Annotated in this window: 20 protein-coding genes and 1 tRNA gene; 8 read left to right on the top strand and 13 right to left on the bottom strand. The window is 72.9% G+C overall.

Annotated elements, in window-relative coordinates:
* Nucleotides 1-231: 231 nt before the first annotated feature.
* A tRNA-Ile gene (locus KME79_RS13940) sits at nt 232-305 on the bottom strand.
* Between the two features lie 143 nt (nt 306-448).
* On the opposite strand from KME79_RS13940, the gene KME79_RS13935 reads away from it, so the two are divergent.
* On the top strand, nt 449-979 hold the full coding sequence (locus KME79_RS13935; protein WP_219544778.1) for a histidine phosphatase family protein: 531 nt from the start codon (nt 449-451) through the stop codon (nt 977-979).
* On the opposite strand, the gene KME79_RS13930 is transcribed toward KME79_RS13935, so the two are convergent.
* Entirely contained in the window at nt 966-2,474 is a 1,509-nt protein-coding gene (locus tag KME79_RS13930; RefSeq protein WP_219544777.1) for a S1 family peptidase, read from the bottom strand. The two genes, KME79_RS13935 and KME79_RS13930, sit on opposite strands and share 14 nt — an antisense overlap.
* An 88-nt stretch (nt 2,475-2,562) precedes the next feature.
* A complete protein-coding gene (locus KME79_RS13925) occupies nt 2,563-3,495 on the bottom strand; it encodes a LysR family transcriptional regulator (protein WP_148032944.1) in 933 nt (310 codons plus the stop codon).
* A gap of 96 nt (nt 3,496-3,591) precedes the next feature.
* On the opposite strand from KME79_RS13925, the gene KME79_RS13920 reads away from it, so the two are divergent.
* Genes KME79_RS13920 through KME79_RS13910 form a run of 3 tightly spaced genes read left to right on the top strand, consistent with a single transcriptional unit; the run spans nt 3,592 to nt 4,860 of the window.
* Complete coding sequence (locus KME79_RS13920; RefSeq protein WP_148032943.1) at nt 3,592-3,816, top strand: DUF6158 family protein; 225 nt, start codon at nt 3,592-3,594, stop codon at nt 3,814-3,816.
* On the top strand, nt 3,816-4,052 hold the full coding sequence (locus KME79_RS13915) for an RIO2 family protein (RefSeq protein WP_219544776.1): 237 nt from the start codon (nt 3,816-3,818) through the stop codon (nt 4,050-4,052). Before KME79_RS13920 ends, KME79_RS13915 begins: the two co-directional genes overlap by 1 nt.
* Nucleotides 4,053-4,080: 28 nt before the next feature.
* Nucleotides 4,081-4,860, top strand: coding sequence for a putative hydro-lyase (locus tag KME79_RS13910; RefSeq protein WP_219544775.1), 780 nt, complete (start codon nt 4,081-4,083; stop codon nt 4,858-4,860).
* On the opposite strand, the gene KME79_RS13905 is transcribed toward KME79_RS13910, so the two are convergent.
* Nucleotides 4,823-7,036, bottom strand: coding sequence for an ATP-binding cassette domain-containing protein (locus tag KME79_RS13905; RefSeq protein ID WP_219544774.1), 2,214 nt, complete (start codon nt 7,034-7,036; stop codon nt 4,823-4,825). The two genes, KME79_RS13910 and KME79_RS13905, sit on opposite strands and share 38 nt — an antisense overlap.
* A 49-nt stretch (nt 7,037-7,085) precedes the next feature.
* Between KME79_RS13905 and KME79_RS13900 the strand changes: the two genes are divergently transcribed.
* The gene (locus KME79_RS13900) at nt 7,086-7,706 is read left to right on the top strand and encodes a TetR/AcrR family transcriptional regulator (RefSeq protein WP_219544773.1); all 621 of its coding nucleotides are present in this window, start codon (nt 7,086-7,088) and stop codon (nt 7,704-7,706) included.
* Here the strand turns inward: KME79_RS13900 and KME79_RS13895 are convergent.
* From KME79_RS13895 to KME79_RS13885, 3 genes are read right to left on the bottom strand one after another with little or no spacing between them, the layout of a single operon-like run.
* Nucleotides 7,648-8,238 (bottom strand): P-loop nucleotide/nucleoside kinase family protein, encoded by a 591-nt coding sequence (locus tag KME79_RS13895; protein WP_219544772.1) that lies wholly within the window; start codon nt 8,236-8,238, stop codon nt 7,648-7,650. The two genes, KME79_RS13900 and KME79_RS13895, sit on opposite strands and share 59 nt — an antisense overlap.
* Before the next feature lie 4 nt (nt 8,239-8,242).
* A complete protein-coding gene (locus KME79_RS13890) occupies nt 8,243-8,611 on the bottom strand; it encodes a PPOX class F420-dependent oxidoreductase (RefSeq protein ID WP_219544771.1) in 369 nt (122 codons plus the stop codon).
* A 22-nt stretch (nt 8,612-8,633) separates the two neighbouring features.
* The gene (locus KME79_RS13885; RefSeq protein ID WP_246639784.1) at nt 8,634-9,539 is read right to left on the bottom strand and encodes a phosphotriesterase family protein; all 906 of its coding nucleotides are present in this window, start codon (nt 9,537-9,539) and stop codon (nt 8,634-8,636) included.
* Nucleotides 9,540-9,711: 172 nt separating this feature from the next.
* Between KME79_RS13885 and KME79_RS13880 the strand changes: the two genes are divergently transcribed.
* Nucleotides 9,712-10,170, top strand: coding sequence for a TIGR02611 family protein (locus tag KME79_RS13880; protein ID WP_219544769.1), 459 nt, complete (start codon nt 9,712-9,714; stop codon nt 10,168-10,170).
* 10 nt (nt 10,171-10,180) lie between these two features.
* On the opposite strand, the gene KME79_RS13875 is transcribed toward KME79_RS13880, so the two are convergent.
* Both KME79_RS13875 and KME79_RS46935 read right to left on the bottom strand, forming a co-directional pair.
* A complete protein-coding gene (locus tag KME79_RS13875) occupies nt 10,181-10,501 on the bottom strand; it encodes a GroES family chaperonin (protein ID WP_148032935.1) in 321 nt (106 codons plus the stop codon).
* Between the two features lie 55 nt (nt 10,502-10,556).
* Complete coding sequence (locus KME79_RS46935) at nt 10,557-11,495, bottom strand: endonuclease/exonuclease/phosphatase family protein (RefSeq protein WP_219544768.1); 939 nt, start codon at nt 11,493-11,495, stop codon at nt 10,557-10,559.
* Nucleotides 11,496-11,579: 84 nt separating this feature from the next.
* Here KME79_RS46935 and KME79_RS13865 point away from each other — a divergent pair, with 84 nt between their 5' ends.
* A complete protein-coding gene (locus KME79_RS13865; protein WP_219544767.1) occupies nt 11,580-12,830 on the top strand; it encodes an ArgE/DapE family deacylase in 1,251 nt (416 codons plus the stop codon).
* A 17-nt stretch (nt 12,831-12,847) separates the two neighbouring features.
* Here the strand turns inward: KME79_RS13865 and KME79_RS13860 are convergent, their stop codons facing one another.
* The 3 genes from KME79_RS13860 to KME79_RS13850 are packed head-to-tail and all read right to left on the bottom strand — an operon-like array spanning nt 12,848 to nt 15,713.
* Nucleotides 12,848-13,648, bottom strand: coding sequence for an ABC transporter ATP-binding protein (locus KME79_RS13860; RefSeq protein ID WP_219544766.1), 801 nt, complete (start codon nt 13,646-13,648; stop codon nt 12,848-12,850).
* Entirely contained in the window at nt 13,648-14,655 is a 1,008-nt protein-coding gene (locus KME79_RS13855; protein ID WP_148032931.1) for a FecCD family ABC transporter permease, read from the bottom strand. The genes KME79_RS13860 and KME79_RS13855 overlap by 1 nt, the downstream gene beginning before the upstream one ends.
* Entirely contained in the window at nt 14,652-15,713 is a 1,062-nt protein-coding gene (locus KME79_RS13850; protein WP_219544765.1) for a FecCD family ABC transporter permease, read from the bottom strand. The genes KME79_RS13855 and KME79_RS13850 overlap by 4 nt, the downstream gene beginning before the upstream one ends.
* A gap of 85 nt (nt 15,714-15,798) precedes the next feature.
* Between KME79_RS13850 and KME79_RS13845 the strand changes: the two genes are divergently transcribed.
* Nucleotides 15,799-16,806, top strand: coding sequence for an ABC transporter substrate-binding protein (locus KME79_RS13845; protein ID WP_219544764.1), 1,008 nt, complete (start codon nt 15,799-15,801; stop codon nt 16,804-16,806).
* Here KME79_RS13845 and KME79_RS13840 read toward each other — a convergent pair.
* Nucleotides 16,790-19,195 carry a helicase-associated domain-containing protein gene (locus tag KME79_RS13840; protein WP_219544763.1) on the bottom strand — a complete coding sequence of 802 codons (2,406 nt, stop codon included), beginning with the start codon at nt 19,193-19,195 and terminating at the stop codon, nt 16,790-16,792. The two genes, KME79_RS13845 and KME79_RS13840, sit on opposite strands and share 17 nt — an antisense overlap.
* Between the last annotated feature and the right edge of the window lie 42 nt (nt 19,196-19,237).

The following is a 19,237-nucleotide window of genomic DNA, read 5'->3' as shown; positions in this document are numbered from 1 at the left end:
AGACGACGTCGTCGATGCTGCGCCACTCCAGTCAATTGATCACTTCAGATATCTACACATCAGTGCTCCCAGAGATAGCGCACGCGGCCGCGGAGGCCAGCGCGGCTCTGGTGCCACGCAGAGCGGTGGCAGAGGGAGTGTCCGCGACTGGCGGTCTCCCCTCGGTCTCCCAACCGCCGCTTCCCCCGCCCGCGGAAGCGGGATAGGGTGCTCCGTACCTGGTGAAGTGGGTAGGGCGGGTGGGACTTGAACCCACGACCCACGGATTATGAGTCCGATGCTCTGACCGGCTGAGCTACCGCCCCTGGATTGAGTTGTGCGCATCGACAAGGTTAAAGCATGGTGAGCGCCCCCAGCCCCGCCTGATGCCTCGCACATCATTCCACGCCGAGCCCTCTCGGGGGAGACTAGGACGATCATTCTTCCGAGAGCGGACGGGGTGGCGCGCTTGCCGGTAAAGCTGATCTACGAGACCCACGCCACCACAGTGGACAACGAGGCGGGCGTCGCCACCGGCCATCTCCCCGGCGAGTTGTCCGCCGCAGGGCGGGAACAAGCGCGTGAGCTGGGGGAGCGGCGCAAGGACGTGGACGTGGTCTACGCCTCGGACCTGCGCCGCGCCGTACAGACCGCGCAGATCGCCTTCGGCCGGCGGCGGGAGATCATGCTCGACCGGCGGTTGCGTGAGTGCGACTACGGGATCTACAACGGGCGGCCGGTGGCTGAGCTGGCGCCGCTGCGCGTCCGGTACGTGGACGAGCCGTGGCCGGGCGGGCAGAGCTACCGGCAGGTGGTGGTCGCGATGGGCGCTTTTCTGGAGGATGTCGCCGGACGGTGGCAGGGCCGCACCGTGCTGGTCGTCGCGCATGCGGCCAACCGGTGGGCCCTGCGGGTGCTGTTCGACGGGACGCCGCTGGAGGAGCTGGTTGAAGCTCCGTTCCAGTGGCGTCCCGGGTGGGAGTACGTTACGGGCGGTTGAAGCCCAGGGTGTACGAGCCGGAGCCGCTGTAGGCGTGCACGCGGTAGCGGTAGTAGCCGGCGCTGCCGTTGTAGGTGACGGTCTCGTCGGCGCCGGGCGTGATGCCCTGGGCCACGGTGCTCCAGGAGAAACCGTTCCACCTCTGGAGGTAGAGGTCGAAGTCGGTGCCGTCAGGGGCGTCCAGGCAGGCGGCGTGGGTGCCCGACGTCGTCGTCTGGTAGTAGGAGCCGTTCGGCTGGTAGGCGTTCTGGCCGGACGACAGCGAGCCGGTGTGGGTCGACTGGTAGCCCTGGCAGCCGGTGGGCGGGTCGGGGTCGCCGCCGCCGTCGCTGGTCACCAGGGTCAGGCCGCCGACGGAGATGATCTCACCGATGGGCTGGAAGTACGTGGTGCCGCCGATGCTGCAGTTGCCGGAGCCGCCGGAGGTCATGCCCTGGGCCTGGTCGCCGGAGATGAACGCGCCGCCGGAGTCGCCGGGCTCGGCGCAGACGGAGGTGCGGGTGAGTCCGGAGACGGTGCCCTGCGGGTAGTTCACGGTGCTGTTGAGCGCCTGTACGGTGCCGCAGTGCCACTGGGTGGTGGAGCCGGAGCGGCACACGGAGCCGCCGGGCTGGGTGACGGACGCGCCGCGCACCGGCAGGATGCCGGCCGAGTAGCCGTTGACCACGCCGGGGGCGGTCCAGTTGGCGTTCGTCGCGACCCAGGCGTAGTCGTTGCCGGGGAACGAGGAGATCTGGAAGGTGCCCTGCGCCACGCGGTTGTAGCCGGTCGTGGACTGGCCGTTGGAGCCGCAGTGGCCGGCGGTGGTGAAGCCGACCTGGGTGCCGCGCCGCGCGGCGAACCCGACGGAGCAGCGCGAGGACGAGATGTAGTACGCGTCGCCGCCGCGGATGTCGTACAGGAGCTTCGGCCGGTCCGCCGAGTCGGCGAACTTGACCGCGCCGGTGTCGACGCCGGCGCTCTTCGCCCAGGCCAGGGCCGCGTCCTGGTCGGCGGCCTGCACGACGACCGCGTTGTCGGCGGGTGAGACCGACCAGCTGTGCACGGTGTCGGGCGGCGCGGCCTTGTCCAGGCCGTCCTTGACGGCGGTGAGCTGGGCCAGCGTGCGGGTCACGATGCGGGCGTCGGCGCCGGAGCTCTTGATCGCGGCGGCGTCCGACTGCTTGACGCTGGCCGCGACCAGCTTGCTCTCCGGCCCTTCGAACCAGGCGCCGGCGTAGCGGTCGCCGAGCTGCTTGGCCAGGGCGGGCGCGGCCTGGTTGCCGCGGGCCTCGTTGGCCATCCGGGCGACGGCCTGCCTCTCGCTGATGCCGAGGTCGCGCTCGATGGCGTCGATCACGCCCTTGGGGGGCTCGGCCGTGGCGGTGGTCGTGGCGGTGGTCGTGGTGGTGGTCGTGGTGGTGGTCGTGGTGGTGGTGGGGGTGGCGACGGCGGGGGTGGCCGTCATGACTAAGGCGCCGATCGAGATGGCGATCAGCGCTGGGGTCCGCAGCATGGGTGTCTCCTCGCTGTGGCTGGGGGGTGCCGTCAACGTACGCGGGTGGCCGAGATCCGAGGAGTACCAGTTCGGCCCTATCACGGTGTTATGGCGCGGTGCCGAATCCGGGGTTGCGGCCCAGCCAGTCGTGGTAGGCGCGGCTGCGCCGTACCGCTTCCCGGTGTGTCTGCTTGGCCTGGAGGAGCACCCACGCGGCGTCCGGCGCGGCCGGGTGGCGGCCGAGGAGCTGACGCCAGCGCAGCGGCGCGTTCTTCAGCGGCACCACCACCATGCCGGGGGCGGGCTGGTGGGTGGCCTGGCAGAGCACCACCGCGCGGCCCACCTGCGCCAGGTGCACGCAGGTGGCCACGTCGGTCTCGTAGATGGTGCCCGGCGTGAACCCGGCCCGCGCGCACGCCATCGCGAAGCAGTCGTTGAAGCAGCCGTCCCCCGGCGTGACCGCCCACTGCTCGTCCGCCAGGTCGGCGAGCTCCACCTCCTTCTCCACGGCCAGCGGGTGGTCCACGGAGAGCAGGGTGAAGACCGGGTCGAGGCTGATCGTCTCCCACGCCAGGGTGCCCGCCGGGGTGCCGTTGTCGCCGCACGCCCCGGTCAGCACGTAGTCGAGCCGGCCCAGCTCGACCATGGTGGTCAGCTCGTGCGCCGACCAGCTGGTGTAGGTGGTTACCTGGCGTTCCGCGGCCAGGCGGTGCACCAGGCCGCCGAGTATCGGGCCGTTGGTGGCGCCTATCCGGTAGCCGGAGGTGGGGGCGTGTGCGAACCGTACGGCCTCCTCCTGCAGCTCCTTGGCGGCGGGCAGGAGTACCCGGGCGCGGGCGAGCACCAGCTCGCCCAGCCGGGTGGGGCGGGCGCCGTGACGGTCGCGCTCGAAGAGCGCGCCGCCGAGCATCCGCTCGATGCGCTTGAGCTGGGCGGTGAGGGCGGGCTGGGCCAACCCGAGCATGGAAGCGGCCTTGCTGACACTTCCGGCGTCCGCGACGGCGCGGACGATCTTGAGGTGCCTGAGCTCGAGGTCCATAACGGGAAGGTAAGGCGGTCTAATCTCCCGAACAATGCCTATGTGTCAGGAAATGTGACAGATATTGTCGAGCGCCATCTGGGGTAGAGGGAGCCCATGACGACGATGGGAATCGACCCGGCCCAGCTGAGCGACGAGGACCTGCTGCGCGAGCTGCGGCAACTGCACACCACCCGCACCGACACCTTCCTGCACGGCTCCGACGACGCGCTCGCCCGTCACACCTCACGGACGAACGAGATGGAGTCCGAATATCTGCGCCGCTATCCGGAGCGCGAGATCGACCCGAACCGGCTGCGCGAGGGAGCGAGGGCACGCTGATGGATCCGCGACACGACGTGCAGGCGCTGTCCGACGTCGACATCCACGTCTACGAGGCCGTCGCGGGCCCGGCCGTCGAGCACGGCTGGGTCGGCCTGGACGAGCTGGTGCACATCACCGGCCTGCCCGGCGAGGAGGTACGGGAGAGCCTGGAGCGGCTGATCAGCCAGGGGTACGTGCTGCCGACCCCCGACGGGTACGGGCTCGGGCCGCACACCTTCGGCGTCTGGCGCTGATCCGGCGACTCGGGCGTACGCTCGAGGAGTGGACGTCGCAGACCTGACCCCCGCGCAGGCGCGCGAGCGCTTCCGCGGCGGGGAGCGCACGCCGACGGCCGGCTGGTGCAAGGGCTGGACCCAGGCCAATCTGATCGCCGTGCCCCAGGAGCTGGCCTACGACCTGCTGCTGTTCGCGCACCGCAACGCGCGGGCCTGCCCGCTCCTCGACGTGGGCGAGCCCGGCGCGGTGCGCACCCGCCTGTTCCCCGGCGACCTGCGCACCGACCTGCCCGGCTACCGCGTCTACCAGGACGGACGCGCCGTCGCCGACACCGGTGAGGTGGTGGCGGAGTGGCGGGCGGACCTGGTGCCGTTCCTGTTCGGCTGCAGCTTCACCTTCGAGCGGGCGCTGCTGGCCGCGGGCGTGCCGGTCCGGCACCTGGAGCAGGGCGTGAACGTGCCGATGTACCGGACGAACGTGCCGTGCGAGCCGTCGGGGCCGCTGGCCGGGCCGCTCGTGGTGTCGATGCGGCCGGTGCCGGAGGCGCTGGTGGCCACCGCGATCGAGGTCAGCGGGCGCTACCCGATGGTGCACGGCGCGCCGGTCCACATTGGCGACCCGGCCGTGATCGGCATCGGCGACCTGGGCAGGCCCGACTTCGGCGACCCGGTGGAGGTGCGGGAGGGGGAGACGCCGCTGTTCTGGGCGTGCGGGGTGACGCCGCAGGCGGCGGTGATGGCCAGCGGTGTGGAGTTCGCGATCGGGCACCTGCCGGGGCACATGGCGATCATCGACGCGCGGGACGAGGACTATCGAGAGACTTAGCCAGATATTTCGCGGTATGGGTGGAGGCTTCGGCCAGCGCCGCCGGGGTGCCCTCGAACACCACCCGCCCGCCGTGCCGTCCCGCCTCCGGCCCCAGGTCGATCACCCAGTCGGCGTGCTTGACCACGTCGAGGTCGTGCTCCACCACGATCACCGCGTTGCCGCCGTCGACGAGCCGGTCGAGCAGCGCCAGCAGCCGGTCGACGTCGGCCGGGTGCAGGCCCCTGGTCGGCTCGTCGAACACGTACACCTGACCAGACTCGTGCAGCCGGTGCGCCAGCTTGAGCCGCTGCCGCTCGCCGCCCGACAGCGTGGCCAGCGAACGCCCCAGGGTCAGGTGGCCCAGCCCCAGCTCGCCCAGCCGGTCGAGGCCCGGCAGGTCGTAGTCGCGCACGGCCTCGCCTGCGGTCAGCGCCAGCACGCCGGCGATGTCGCGCCCGGCCAGGCGGTACGACAGGGCCTCGCGGTTGTAGCGGGTGCCGCCGCAGGCGTCGCAGACGCGGGTCACCGGGTCCATGAACGCCAGGTCGGTCCTGATCTCGCCGCGCCCGCCGCACTCCGGGCAGGCGCCCGCCGAGTTGGCGCTGAACAACTTGGCCGGCACCCCGTGCGCGTCCGCGAACAGCTTGCGCAGCCCGTCCATCGCCCCCAGGTAGGTGGCGAGCGTCGAACGGGGCGAGGCGTGCACGGCCGACTGGTCGACCAGCACCGTGCCGGGATGGCGGGCGGGCAGCTCGCGGGTCATCAGCGTGCTCTTGCCCGACCCGGCCACGCCGGTCACCGCCGTCAGCACGCCCAGCGGCACCCGGACCGTCACGTCGGCCAGGTTGTGGGTCCGGGCGCCGCCGATCGTCAGCCACCCGGACGGTTCGCGTACCCGCTCCTTGAGCCCGCGCGCCCGCCGCAGCGCGCGGCCGGTCGGCGTGTCGCCGAGCCCGGCCACCGGACCCTGGTAGACCACCCGCCCGCCGTCGGCGCCCGCGCCCGGGCCCAGGTCGACCACCTGGTCGGCGAGCGCGATCACGTCGCGGTCGTGCTCGACCACGAGCACAGTATTGCCCTTGTCGCGCAGCTGCTGCAGCAGCCCGCCGAGCAGGTGCACGTCGCGCGGATGCAGGCCGGCGCTGGGCTCGTCGAAGACGTACGTGAGACCGGTGAGGCCGCTGCCCAGGTGGCGCACGGTCTTGAGGCGCTGGGCCTCGCCGCCCGACAGGGTCGGCGTCTCCCGGTCGAGGCTGAGGTAGCCGAGCCCGATGGCCTCGACGCGGCGCAACGCCTCCACCGCCGCGCGGGCGACCGGGTCGGCCGTCTCCGCCAGCACGCCGATCAGGTCGGTGATCTCCATCGCGCAGTGGTCGGCCAGGTTGCGGCCGTCGATGCGGGAGGCCAGCGCCGCCGGGTTGAGCCGCCGTCCGCCGCACGCGGGGCAGGCGCGCTCGCGCACCACCTCCCGCGCCGCCTGGTCGAGTGACTCCACGTCGCGGTGGAGGTGGACGCGGTCAAACCGGGTGATCACGCCCTCGTAGTCGTGGGCGCGGCCGTCGCGCTCGACCTTGAACCCGCTCCCGTGCAGCAGCAGGCCGAGCTCCCGCTCGGTGTAGTCGCGCAGCGGCTTGGCCGGGTCGAACAGTCCCGACTTCGCGTAGAGGCTCCACACGTAGCCGCCGACCGCGTACGGCCGCAGCGCTCCCTGGGCCAGTGACAGGTCGAAGTCGACCAGCCGGCCGACGTCGACCTCCGTCTTCCGTCCGAGGCCGGCGCACTCCGGGCACATGCCCGCCGGGTCGTTGAACGAGTAGGCCGTCGACGGGCCCGCCGAGGGCTCGCCGCGCCGCGAGAACAGCACCCGCAGCATGGGGTGGATCTCGGTCATCGTGCCGACCGTGGAGCGGGCGTTGCCGCCCACCGGCCGCTGGTCGACGACCACCGCGGCGGTCAGCCCCTCCAGCCGCCCGGCGCGCGGGCGCTCGTGCTTGGGCAGCCGGTTCCTGACGAACGCGCTGTAGGTCTCGTTGAGCTGGCGCTGCGACTCGGCCGCGATGGTCTCGAACACCACCGACGACTTGCCGGAGCCGGACACGCCGGTGAACACGATGAGCCGCTCCTTGGGCAGCCGCAGGGAGACGTCGCGCAGGTTGTTCTGCCGGAGACCGGTGAGCACGATCTCGCGGGACATGGCTCTCCTCCATAGCTTCAGCTAATACCTATAGCCTAAGCTACATGCCATGGCTGACATTCCCGATCGGAGGGCCCGCCGGCGGGCGGAGACGCTGGAGGAGATCCTGGCCATCGCCCTGGAGGTGATGGCCGAGGACGGCGTGGCCGGGCTGAGCCTGTCGGCCGTGGCCAGGCGGCTCGGCATCCGGCCGCCGTCGCTGTACAAGTACTTCCCGTCCCGGCACGCCGTCTACGACGCGCTCTTCGAACGCGGCCAGCGGGCCTACCTGGAGGCGGTGCTGCGGGGCGCCGCGGGCGCGGAGCCGGGCCTGGCCGCGATGGCCGCCTCGCTGGAGGCCGGCGCGCGGTGGGTGATGGCCAACCAGGCGCTGGCCCAGCTGCTGTTCTGGCGGCCGGTGCCCGGCTTCGAGCCCTCCGAGCGGGCGTACGCGCCGGCCCTGGCCGTCCACGACCACTTCACCGCGCTGACGTCGGCCGCCATCGAGCGCGGCGAACTGCATCCGGACGCCGCCAGCGAGGAGGGGCAGGCCCTGGGCTCCAGCCTGATCGCCGGCCTGCTGTCGCAGCAGCTCGCCAACGAGCCGGGCGCCGCGTTCGAGGAAGGGCGGTTCACCCGGTGGGTGGCCCGCCTGCCCGGGGTGCTCGCGGCGATATACCCGCCGCGGTGAGCTGCGCCCCCAGCGGGGGCGCGCCGCGCCGGTTGTCGATCTCCAGGTGCGGCACCGCGGGCGGCTCGTCCACCCTGATCCTGGCGAGGTACGCGTCGAACGCCGCCAGCTTGCCCGCGTCCCTCGGCAGGCCCCTGGCCTCCAGGCGCTCGCGCAGCGTCGAGGCGTCGGAGCGCACCCACACCAGCCGCACCGGCGGGCCGCCCAGCTCCGCCACCCAGCGCCGCCAGCGCGCCGCGTCGTGCACCTGGCCGGTGAAAGGACCGTCGAGCATGACCGGGCACCCGTGCTCGCGGATCCGCCGGGCGGTCGCGGTCATGCCGGCGTACTCGTGCCTTTTGACGTGCTCGTCGTACCAGGAACCCTCTCGTTCCCCATGAGGCCTGCCGTAGCCGGCCAGCACCTCGGCGACGAGGCCCCCGTACATCGTGTCCTTGTCGAGCAGGGCGGGCACCGGCGACAGGCGGGCGAGCAGCGCGGCGGCCACCGTGGACTTGCCCGCCCCCGGCGGGCCGCTGACGACCCAGATCACGGTCTCAGTCTGGCAGGCCCCAGGAGATGACCTTCGCCGGCTTGACGCGGATGACCGCGTCGGACATGCCGGGCCTGGGCGGGCGCACGCCGGTGAGCGCCTCGGCGGTGCCGCGGATCTCCACCCCGCGCACGATCCACGGGCTGACCGAGGCCAGCTCGTCCACCACCAGCGAGACCGTGCTGCCGGCCCGTACGTTGCGGAACTTCTTGGTGGCGGCCAGGTCGAGGCCGCCGATGTCGATCGTGCCGGCCTCGGCGTCGACGAAGAAGCCGACGGGGTTGTTCTGCACCTGGCCGCCGGGTGCGACCGTGGCCAGGCGGCCCAGCCGCTGGGTGGACAGGAAAGCCAGCTCGGATTCGGTGAGTCTCATGACGTCAGCATGAGACCTCGACTCAGCTTGAGGTCAACCCGTCCGTCAGCCAGCGCAGCGGGTTGTCGTGGGTGATCGCGCTCAGCGTCTCCGCCTCGACGCCGGCCTCGCGCAGCCTGGGCAGCACCGCGGCGGACAGGTGCCCGTAGCCGGGGCCGCCGTACTTGCCGAGCTGCGCGACCCGGCTCACGCCGCTGCTGAGCAGCAGCCGGCCGGCGTGGCCCTCGCGGATGAGGTCCAGGGCGACGGCTGCCGCCCGCTCGGCGCCCACGCCGATCGAGCCCAGGCTCACGTACGCGCCGGACTCGGCGATCTTGCGGGCCGCGGCCGGGTCGGCGCCCGAGCAGCCCACGGACACCCGGGAGGCGGGCAGGCCCTCGATCATCAGCAGTTCCAGCATGGCCAGGCCGTCCTGGCCGTAGGTGGCCACCGACAGCCGGGAGGAGAGCGCGGCGCGGGCGGCGGCCCGCAGGGCGCGCTCCTCGGCCGGGGTGGGGTGCGCGCCCCAGCAACCGACCTCGCCGATCACGCCGGGGAACACGCCGCTGTCGTCCATCCCGTCGAGGATGTCGGCCATCAGCAGGCCGGTGAGCGTGTCGGCGTCGGCGTCGGCGGCGCCGGAGAACGGCCCGGTGGAAAGGCCCGTGGCGGCGACCACCGGCACACGGCTGCCGGCGGCGATCCTGGCCAGGGCGGCCGCGTCGCGGCCCATGCCGATGGAGGTGAGCTCCACGACCAGGCCGAGCGGGTCGTCGCCGGTGCGCAGCGCGCGGAACTCGGCGATGACGGCCTGCTCCTCGTCCAGCCAGCGGTACGGATCGGAGTCGATGCCCACTGCCCAGCGCATGTCGGCGCGGAGGTGTTCGTGGGGGAGTACGGCACCGGTCACCGCGGCCGCGCGGACGGGGCCGGTAACAGTGCGAAGCATAACCTCAGGCATGCTCTACAGTAGCTGAGAAAAGCCCGATATATCCTGGTTTAGCGCCAGATTTTACCGTTCAGCGGGTTTGACGGACGTTCCGGGTGTAGTCCACATTTGGCCACTCGTGCCTGTGGGCCTACCCGTATCCTGGTGACCACACCGACTGTCCGGGGGGACCGTGCCGACGCAGAAATCCGAGACGGGGGACGCCGACCTCATGAAGGACGAGGCCGCGCGTCACTCCAGCATTCCTCGCCGTCGCGGGCTCAAGGGCTGGCTCGACGGCGTCAGGGCCACGCGCACCGGCGCGCTCACCCTCAAGGTCGTGATCGGCGTGATCGGCACCGTCATGGTGGTCGGCGGCCTGATCATGGTGCCGTTCCCCGGCCCCGGCTGGCTGGTCGTGTTCGGCGGCCTGGCGGTGCTGGCGACCGAGTTTCACTGGGCGCACCGGTTGCTGGAGTTCGGCAAGCGGATGCTGCACGCCTGGACCGAGTGGTACAAGCGGCGGGGCTGGACCGTGCGGATCATCGTGGCGTTCGTGACGCTCTGCGCCATGGGCCTGATCATCTACCTCAGCCTGCTCACGTTCGGCGTGGACGTCATCCAGGTGGCCAGGCAGTTCGTCCTCTCCTGAGGCGGGGGCCTCAGAGATAGAGACCCGTGCCGTGGTCGGTCTCCTGCGTGGCCACCGCGTGCAGGTCGCGCTCGCGCATCACGAGATAGGTCTGCGCGTGCAGCTCCACCTCGAACTGGTCTTCAGGATTGAGCAGCACCTTGTCGCCGACCCGGACCGAGCGCACGTTGGCGCCGACCCCGCAGACCTCGCCCCAGGCGAGCCGGTTGGCCATCTTCACCGTCGCCGGGATGACGATGCCCGATCCGCTGCGTCGCTCCTCGGTGTCGCGCTCCAGCCGGATCATCACCCGATCGTGCAGCATCTGAATCTCGAACTTCGGCTCTTCCACGTGCCAAGTTTACGTTCCGCCGGGTAAGGATCACTCCACGCCCGTACGGCGGACTTCAGGGAAGGGTGAGAACGGCGGAGACCGGGTGGTGGTCGGTGCCCTTGAGCGTGTGCACGCCGAAAGAGCGGACGCCGATGCGGGAGTCCGCCAGGACGTGGTCGATGGCGACTCCCGGGAGCGGGCCCCAGCCGCCCTGCGGCCAGGTGGTGCGCAGGCCGTGGCCGGTGACGTCGGCGGCGTCCCGGTAGCCGCTCGCGAGGAGCTCGCGCATGGGCAGGTGGTCGAGCGTGGCGTTGAAGTCGCCGGCCAGGACCCGCAGCGGGCCGCCGGCGCGGGGGAGCGCCTCCAGCCCGGCCCGCCAGCAGGGCTGCCGACCGTACCTCTTGGGCGCGCACGGGTGCACGGAGACCAGCTCCACCCGTGCCCCGCCCGGGTGCGCGAGCACCGCGCGGACCTGGCCGAAGCGGCCGTGCTCGATCGCCTCGCCGGGGGTGAGCGGGTGCCGCGCGTACAGGGCCGAGCCGCCGGCTCCCTGCCTGGGCCGGGTCACGGCGTACGGGAACGTCTCGGGCAACCCGGCTTCCTCCAGCCGCTCCATGGCGTCAGGCGTCAGCTCCTGCAGCGCCAGCACGTCGGGCCGGAGCCGGGCCACCAGCGCCATCAGCTCGCCGGTATCGGCCACGCCGACCATGAGGTTGGCCGCCAGCACCCGCAGCGGCGCCCCGGCCGGCTCCGTGCCGCCGTCGGCCAGGCTCCTCGGCACCACGGCGAAGCCCAGGGCCACCGTGGCTGCCAGGGCCAGCGCGGCCGCCGCCCGTTTCCTGAGCGCCGCCGCCAGCACCAGCCCGGCCCCCGCGGCCGCCGCGACGTGCGGGGTGACCGCCACCGCGGGCACCCACGGCCAGTCCGGCTCGAACCCCGACAGCCGCAGCGCCGCCCACACCGCCGCCGCGCCCGTCACACCCCACGCCACCAGACTCGCCACGATCTTCACGCCTGAGTATCGCCACAACTCCCGGTACGAGTTCACGGGATTTCCTGGCATTCCCGTCATGAGCCGTCATGAGAAGGTGTGCGCATGCGCGACGTGGAACTCAGGGTGCTGGACGCCATCGACGACTCCGAGGCCGTGAACCTGCTGGCCGAGACCGTCGGCGTGCCCAGCGTCACCGGCACCGACGCCGAGTCGGAGCTGCAGCATCACTTCGCCGGCCTGCTGACCGAGGCCGGCATGGACGTGGACGTGTGGAAGCTCGACCTCGACGACCTGCGCGAGCGGGACGGGTTCCCCGGCACCGAGGCGCCGAGGACCGAGGGGTACGGGGTCGTCGGGGTGGTGGGCGGCGACGGCGTCCCCGCGCTGGCGCTGCAGGGGCATGTGGACGTGGTGCCCGTCGGAGACCTGGCCAGATGGGAGGGGAACGACCCGTTCGCCGCCCGGATCAGCGGCGACGTCCTGCACGGCAGGGGTGCCTGCGACATGAAGGCGGGCCTGGTGGCCAACCTGGCCGTGGTGCGGGCCGTCCAGCGGGCCGGGATCAGGCTCACCCGCCCGCTGGCCGTGCACTGCGTCGTCAGCGAGGAGGACGGCGGGCTGGGCGCGTTCGGCACCCTGGCCAGGGGGCACACCGCCGAGGCGGCCGTGATCACCGAGCCGACCAGCGGCCAGGTGATCACCGCCAACGCGGGCGCGCTCACGTTCCGGCTGGAGATCGCCGGCCGGGCCGCGCATGGCGCCGCCCGGCTGGAGGGGGTCAACGCCATCGAGGTGTTCTGGCCGGTGTTCGAGGCGATCAGGCGGCTGGAGGCCGGGCGGAACAGGGACGTCCCCGCCGTGTTCGGCGGCAACCCGCTGCCGTACCCGATCGAGATCGGCACCGTCCACGCCGGCGACTGGGCGAGCACGGTGCCGGACCTGCTGGTCGCCGAGGGCCGGCTGGGCGTGCGGCTGGACGAGGACCCGGCGGCGGCGCGGGCCGCGTTCGAGGAGGCGGTGCGGTCGGCCGCGCACCCGTGGCTGCGGGCGAACCCGCCGGCGGTGACCTGGCCAGGCGGCCAGTTCGCCAGCGGCCGGCTGCCCGCCGGTCACCCGCTGCTCAGCGAGGTCAGGCGGGCCGTCGCCGACACCGGCGGGGCCACGCTCACCGAAGCCGCCGCCCCGTACGGGAGCGACCTGCGGCTGTACGCGGGCAGCGGGATCCCGACGCTGCACTACGGCCCCGGCGATGTGCGCTTCGCGCACGCGCCCCGCGAGCAGGTGGCGGTGCCGGAGTTCCTGGAGGTGATCCGCGCCCTGGCCGTCCTGGCGGTCCGCCGCTGCGCGCCCTGACTGGGCTAGCGCGGGCCTCAGGCCGGGGACGTGACCCGGCGGCGGGACTCGGGGACGATCAGCGGGGTGCCCGACTGGGGGTCCTGGATGATCTCGCAACGCAGCTCGAACACCTGCTCGACCAGCTCCGGGGTGACGATCTCGGCGGGGTCGCCCTCGGCCAGCACGCTGCCCTCCCGCATGACGATGAGGTGGGTGGCGTAGCGGCAGGCCTGGTTCAGGTCGTGCAGCACGGCCACCATCGTCCGGCCTGCCTCGTGCAGGTCGGCGCAGAGGTCGAGCACCTCGATCTGGTGCGAGATGTCGAGGAACGTGGTCGGCTCGTCCAGCAGCAGGATCGGCGTCTCCTGGGCCAGCGCCATGGCCAGCCACACCCGCTGCCGCTGACCGCCCGACAGCTCGTCGACGATCCGGTCGGCCAGCCCGGTCACGTCCGTGGCCCGCATCGCCTCGGTCACGGCCGCCTCGTCGGCCTTCGACCACTGCCGCATCAGCCGCTGGTGCGGGTAGCGGCCGCGCGCCACCAGGTCGGCCACGGTGATCCCGTCAGGGACGATCGAGCTCTGCGGCAGCAGCCCGAGCCGCCGCGCGACCTCCTTCGACGGCAGCGTGGTGATGACGCTGCCGTCGAGGTGCACGGCGCCCTGCTTCGGCTTGAGCATCCTGGCCAGGGCGCGCAGCAGGGTGGACTTGCCGCACGCGTTCGGGCCGATGATCACGGTGAAGGACCGGTCGGGGATGGCCACGGACAGCTGACTGGCCACGACCCGCTGGTCGTAGGCGAGGGTGAGGTCGGTTCCCGAAAGGCGGGTGGTCATCAGTAGCGGTCCTTTCGCAGCAGGAAGGCCAGGTACGCGCCGCCGATGGCGGCCGTCACCACGCCGACGGGCAGCTGGACGGGGGCCAGCAGGCGCTGGGCGATCAGGTCGGAGGCGGTCAGCAGCACGGCGCCCATGAGCGCCGAGGAGGCGAGCGTGACGCCGGGTGAGCGGGTCAGCCGGCGGGCGAGCTGCGGCGAGGCCAGCGCGACGAACATCACCGGCCCGGCGGCGGCCGTCGCCACCCCGCACAGCAGCACGCCCGCCACGATCGCGACCGCGCGCACCGGCTCGACCCTGATGCCCATGGCGCGGGCGGCGTCGTCGCCCATCTCGATCATGCGCAGCGGCCTGGCCACGTACGCGCAGAGCGGCAGCAGCAGCGCCAGCGCGACGGCGACCGGGATCGCGTGGTCCCAGCCGCGCCCGCTCAGGCTGCCGGTCAGCCAGGCGGCGGCGGTGGCGGCGTCGTAGATGTTGGACCGCGTCAGCAGATAGGAGTTGGCCGCCAGGAGCAGCGCGTTCGCCCCGATGCCGACCAGGACGAGCCGGTAGCCCTGCACGCCGCGCCGGTACGACAGCGCGTAGACCAGCACGGCGGTGATCACGCATCCGGCCAGCGCGCCGCCGGCGATGACCGCGGCCGAGCCGCCCGCGACCACGGCCAGGATGCCGCCGGTCGAGGCGCCGGCGGTGAAGCCGATGAAGTCGGGGCTGCCGAGCGCGTTCCTGGTGAGGCTCTGGAAGATGGCGCCGCTGAGCCCGAACGCGGCCCCCACCAGCAGCCCGGTGGCCACCCGGGGAGCGCGCAGCTTGTTCACGATCAGCTCGGCGACCGGCGTGCCCTCACCCGCCAGCGCCGCCAGGATGTCCGGCACCGGCACGGTGAACTCGCCCGTCGAGATCGCCGCCACCGCCACCGCGCACGCGATGAGCAGCAGCAGCGCGGTGACGGCCAGGGAACGCGGGGCCAGCCGCATCGACCAGGGGCCCAGGCGGACGTTCATAGTGCGGCGAGCCTCCTGCGCCGGGCCAACAGGATGAAGATCGGCGCGCCGATCGCCGCGCACATGATGCCGACCTGCACCTCGCCCGGCCGGGCGATGAGCCGCCCCACGATGTCGGCGCCGAGCAGCAGCACCGGCGCCACCACCGCCGAGTACGGCAGCACCCACCGCTGGTCCTGGCCCACGACGGCGCGCACCGCGTGCGGCACCGCCAGCCCGATGAACCACAGCGGCCCGGCCGCCGCCGTCGCCGCCCCGCACAGCAGCGTCACCGCCACCGCCGTCAGCGCGCGGGTGCGGCCGACCGCCACGCCCAGGGCGCGGCCGGCGTCGTCGCCCAGCGACAGCATGTTGAGCGGTCTGCCCAGGCACAGCCCCAGCGCCAGCCCGGCCACCAGGAAAGGCGCCAGCCGCAGCGCCGTGTCGGCCGTCTGCCCCGCCAGCGAGCCGGTCAGCCAGAACCGCATCCGGTCATAGGTCTGGGAGTCGATGCGCAGGATGGCCGACGACATGGCGGTGAAGACCATGCCCACCGCGATGCCCGCCAGCGCGAGCCGTACCGGACCTCCTCCGGTGCGGCCCGCCGCGCCGAGCGAGTAGACCACCAGCGAGGCCCCGGCCGCGCCCGCGAACGCGAACCACACGTAGACGGTCGGGTCCGTGAGCCCGAACAGCCCGAGCGCGAGCGTGACCCCCAGCGCGGCGCCCTCGTTGATGCCGAGGATGCCCGGGTCGGCCAGCGGGTTGCGGGTCAGGCTCTGCATGAGCGCCCCGGCCAGCCCGAGCGCCGCGCCGACGCCGATGCCGAGCAGCGTGCGCGGCACCCGGAGCTCCCTGATGACCGTGTGGTCGCTGGAGCCGTCGGGGGCGAGGAACGCGTCGAAGGCGGCCGTCAGCGGCATCGCCCGCGCGCCCAGCGCCACGCCGGCGAGGCTCACGAGGACTAACAGCCCGAGCGCCACCAGCAGCCCCGCGGCGAGCGTGACCTGCCGGCCGCGCCGCGGCGGCGGGTCCCCGCCCGCCTCGGTGGCAGGTTCGGTGTGCTCGGCCGGGCGCACCCGCCCCCCTCTCCTTACGGTCTGGCTTAGGTGAGGCTAATCTAAAGCCTCAGTACGAAGGCAAGCCTAACCTTAGGGAGTTCTCATGTCGGGACCGGTCATGGCTCGGCGAGGTTTCCTCGCCGCGGCGGCGGGTCTGGCCGCCGCCGTCACGCTCGCCGCGTGCGGCGGCGCGGGCGGTACCGCGGCCGCACCGGAGGCGTCCTCGGCCCCGGCCGCCCAGCCGTGGACGTTCACCGACGACCGCGGCAAGAAGGTCGACCTCGACAAGACCCCCTCCAAGGTGGTGGCCCAGGTCGGCGCCGCCGCCGCGCTGTGGGACTTCGGCGTGCGCCCGGTCGGCGTGTTCGGCCCGCACAAGCTCCAGGACGGCAGCAAGGACCCGCAGGTCGGCAACGTCGACATCACCAAGGTCACCGGCCTGGGCAACGTGTGGGACAAGTTCAACGTCGAGCAGTACATCGCCCTGCAGCCCGACCTGCTGGTCAGCAGCATGTACGAGAACGGCACGCTCTGGTACGTGCCCGAGAAGTCCAAGGACACCATCGAGCAGGTCGCCCCCACGGTCGGCGTCATGCTCACCGGCAAGACCGCCACCGAGGTGATCGGCACGTACGAGAAGCTGGCCGCGTCGCTCGGCGCCGACATGGCGGGCGTGCCCGAGGCCAAGGCCCGCATGGAGGCCGCCACCAAGGAGCTGGCGGCGCTCAAGGACCTCAAGATCCTCATGATGTCGGGCGGCGCCGACCAGATGTGGGTGGTCAACCCGCCCGAGTACGCCGACATCCGCCACCTCATGGACAACGGCCTCGACATCGTGGTGCCCGGCAAGGTGGACGAGGGCGGCTTCTTCCAGACCCTCAGCTGGGAGAACGCCGACACCTACGACGCGGACGTGATCCTCTACGACACCCGCACGCAGGCGCTGAAGCCCGAGGAGATGATGAAGAAGCCGACCTTCGCCGAGCTCCCCGCGGTCAAGGCCGGCCAGCTCTACCCGTGGCGTGCCGAGGCCCCCTTCAGCTACCAGGGCTACGCCGACTTCCTGGAGGAGCTCGTGGCCAACCTGAAGAAGGCTAATAAGCTCCCTTGACCTCGACGATCTCGGCGAGGGGGAACTCCAGGTAGTCGCCCGCCTCCTCGCACCAGGCGTCGAGCGCCCCGTTGCGCAGCTCGCCGTGGCTGATGGTGGCGGTCAGGCCGTCGGTCAGCGTGATGCCCGCCCGCACGCCCCGGTCGACCACGAAGCCGAGCAGCGACTGCTGCGCCGTCGGCAGCCTGGTCGCCATCCGGCCGATCACCGCCCAGGTGCGGCCGTGGCGCTCGCCCGCCTCACGGCTCTCGGCGATGAGGCGGCGGGCGTGCTCGTGCGGGTCGGGCACCGGCTCGGCGATCATCGGCTCGTCGGACGGCTGGGCGTCGGACAGCTCGGCCACCTGACCGCCCGGCAGCAGGATGAGCCTGCCGTTGCGGGGCTCCTCGGCGCGGGTGCGGCGGATGGCGATCTCGCCGGTGTCGGCCACGGGCACCGGCGCGTACCCCGCCTCGCGCAGCACCCCGAGCGTGCGCTCGGCGTCGGCGGAGGCGACCAGCACGGTCGGCGCGAGCAGCCGCAGCCCCAGCCGCGACAGCCGCCGGTGGGCGGCGATCTCGGCCAGCAGCGCGGGATCGGAGGCCTGCACCACGCAGCCGACCGTGGTCACCGTCACCTCGCCGTGGCGGCGGGCCACGTCGTGCACGAGGTACTCCAGCGGCTGCGGGACGGCGCCCACCCCCGACAGCTCGTCCAGCAGCTCGTCGGCGTCGTAGCCGCGGTCGAGGGCGCGGCGCACGCTCTCGGTGGTGAACCGCCACACCGAGGCCGCGCCCCGGGACTCGCGTTCGGCCACCCTGTCGAGCAGCTCGGCCAGCTCCGCCGACGGCGGCCCGGTCACCACCGCGGTCAGGTCGGGCCCGAACAGGGCGCTCCTGCGCACGCTGGCCAGCGCCCGGGTGGACGCCTCCACCAGCGCGGGGTCGTGTTCGACCAGCGGGGCCGCGTCGTCGCTCTCGCCGCCCGCCTTGGCCGCCAGCCCGGCCAGCGCCCGGCCGAGGTCGGTGAGCGCGTGGTTGGCCACCAGGCCGAGCAGCCGCGACTCGTCGATCACCGCGGAGGCGCACCGGTCGAGCAGCTCGCGGTCGACCAGCGGCGCGTGCCAGCGCACGTTGGCCACCAGGCTGTCGCGGTCGGCGAAGGCCGTGGCGGACGGCAGCCGCAGGAGCGCCGACAGCACGGCGTGACGGATGCGGGCCATCGCGGCGCCGCTCTGGTCGTCGCCCAGGACCGTGCCGTACCGTCCGTCGATCTTGCGGAGGGACGAGCGCTCCATGCGCCACCAGGCCGACAGCAGCACCCGCAGCCGGGCGGCGCCCTCGTCGAGCCGCCAGCGGTCGAACCGCTCGGTCGGCACCAGGCCGCCGGACTTCTCGTCCCACGCGAGCAGCCGCGCCACCGCGCAGATCTCCAGCAGCAGCCGGGTCTCGTCCTCGTCGCAGCCGGTCTCCTTGGCGACCCTGCGTACCTCGCGCACGCCCACGCCGCCGGTCTTGAGCAGCGGCAACGGCGCCTTGGACGTGTTGTCGAGCAGGGCCGCGCAGCGCTCCACGACGTGCGGCGCGGCCAGCGTCATCAGGTGGTCGACCTCCTCGGGGTCGACCGGGATCGTGGCCACCTCGGGCGCCCGCGGCGTGAACGGCGGATGGTAGCCGGGGCCGCGCCGGCCGAGCGCCACCTCGCGGGGCATCTCGGCGACGTTCCAGCTCGGCCGGTAGAGCAGGCCGTGGTCGGCCGCCCACTTCTCGGGCGTGCCGGGGGTGACGAACCTGCCGCCGTCGACCTCGCGTACGGGGCCGTGCCAGGCGAACTCGTCGAGCAGCGCGGCGGCGCCGACGGGGGCGTGGCGCAGCAGCGCGGCCATGTGGCCGTCGTCGGCCAGCGCCTCGCCCACCCGCGCGACCGTGCGGCGCTTGCCGCCGTGGGAGGGCAGGCCCAGGTTGCCGGCCAGGGCGCGGAGCGTGTCGCCGCTGATCGTCCACGAGTTCAGGTAGTGGTCGAGCGGCTCGCCGAGGCCGAGCGGCGCGCTCCAGTAGCGGGTCACGGCCTCGGCCAGATGGATCTCGCCGTCGGCCGAGGGACAGGCCAGCGCGTGGTCGTAGAGGTGGTCGAGCCACCGGTCCACCTCGGCGCGCGGCGCCCCGAGGAACCCGGCGAGCCGCTCGGCGGTCGGCCGGGTCAGGACCAGGCAGGCCTCGGCGAGCTGCAGGCAGGGGAGCGGCAGGACGCGCAGCGCCTCCATGACGGCGAAGCCGTTGCTCAGCCGCTGGGCCAGCGTGTCGAGCCGCCGCGGCCACGGCGCGGCGAGGGCGTCAGGCCGGTGCGTCAGGACGCGGGCGAGCCTGTCTTCGTCGAGGGTTCGTAGCCAGCCGAGCAGGTGATCGTCCATCGGTCAGCACTCTCATGGGGTCGCGCGTGGAACTCACCGTGA

Origin of the sequence: Nonomuraea harbinensis (assembly GCF_019396385.1) — a bacterium.
Classification (GTDB): domain Bacteria; phylum Actinomycetota; class Actinomycetes; order Streptosporangiales; family Streptosporangiaceae; genus Nonomuraea; species Nonomuraea ferruginea.
Note: the sequence above shows the minus strand (reverse complement) of the source record. Positions and strands in the feature narration are given on the sequence as shown.

Excerpts from the sequence above, each read along its gene's own strand:
- KME79_RS13930 (WP_219544777.1), bottom strand. The coding sequence starts at position 2,474 with ATGCTGCGGACCCCAGCGCTGATCGCCATCTCGATCGGCGCCTTAGTC.
- KME79_RS13925 (WP_148032944.1), bottom strand. The coding sequence starts at position 3,495 with ATGGACCTCGAGCTCAGGCACCTCAAGATCGTCCGCGCCGTCGCGGAC.
- KME79_RS13885 (WP_246639784.1), bottom strand. The coding sequence starts at position 9,539 with ATGCTTCGCACTGTTACCGGCCCCGTCCGCGCGGCCGCGGTGACCGGT.
- KME79_RS13920 (WP_148032943.1), top strand. The coding sequence starts at position 3,592 with ATGACGACGATGGGAATCGACCCGGCCCAGCTGAGCGACGAGGACCTG.
- KME79_RS13890 (WP_219544771.1), bottom strand. The coding sequence starts at position 8,611 with ATGAGACTCACCGAATCCGAGCTGGCTTTCCTGTCCACCCAGCGGCTG.
- KME79_RS13860 (WP_219544766.1), bottom strand. The coding sequence starts at position 13,648 with ATGACCACCCGCCTTTCGGGAACCGACCTCACCCTCGCCTACGACCAG.
- KME79_RS13845 (WP_219544764.1), top strand. The coding sequence starts at position 15,799 with ATGTCGGGACCGGTCATGGCTCGGCGAGGTTTCCTCGCCGCGGCGGCG.
- KME79_RS13865 (WP_219544767.1), top strand. The coding sequence starts at position 11,580 with ATGCGCGACGTGGAACTCAGGGTGCTGGACGCCATCGACGACTCCGAG.
- KME79_RS13840 (WP_219544763.1), bottom strand. The coding sequence starts at position 19,195 with ATGGACGATCACCTGCTCGGCTGGCTACGAACCCTCGACGAAGACAGG.
- KME79_RS13905 (WP_219544774.1), bottom strand. The coding sequence starts at position 7,036 with ATGTCCCGCGAGATCGTGCTCACCGGTCTCCGGCAGAACAACCTGCGC.
- KME79_RS13900 (WP_219544773.1), top strand. The coding sequence starts at position 7,086 with ATGGCTGACATTCCCGATCGGAGGGCCCGCCGGCGGGCGGAGACGCTG.
- KME79_RS13855 (WP_148032931.1), bottom strand. The coding sequence starts at position 14,655 with ATGAACGTCCGCCTGGGCCCCTGGTCGATGCGGCTGGCCCCGCGTTCC.
- KME79_RS13915 (WP_219544776.1), top strand. The coding sequence starts at position 3,816 with ATGGATCCGCGACACGACGTGCAGGCGCTGTCCGACGTCGACATCCAC.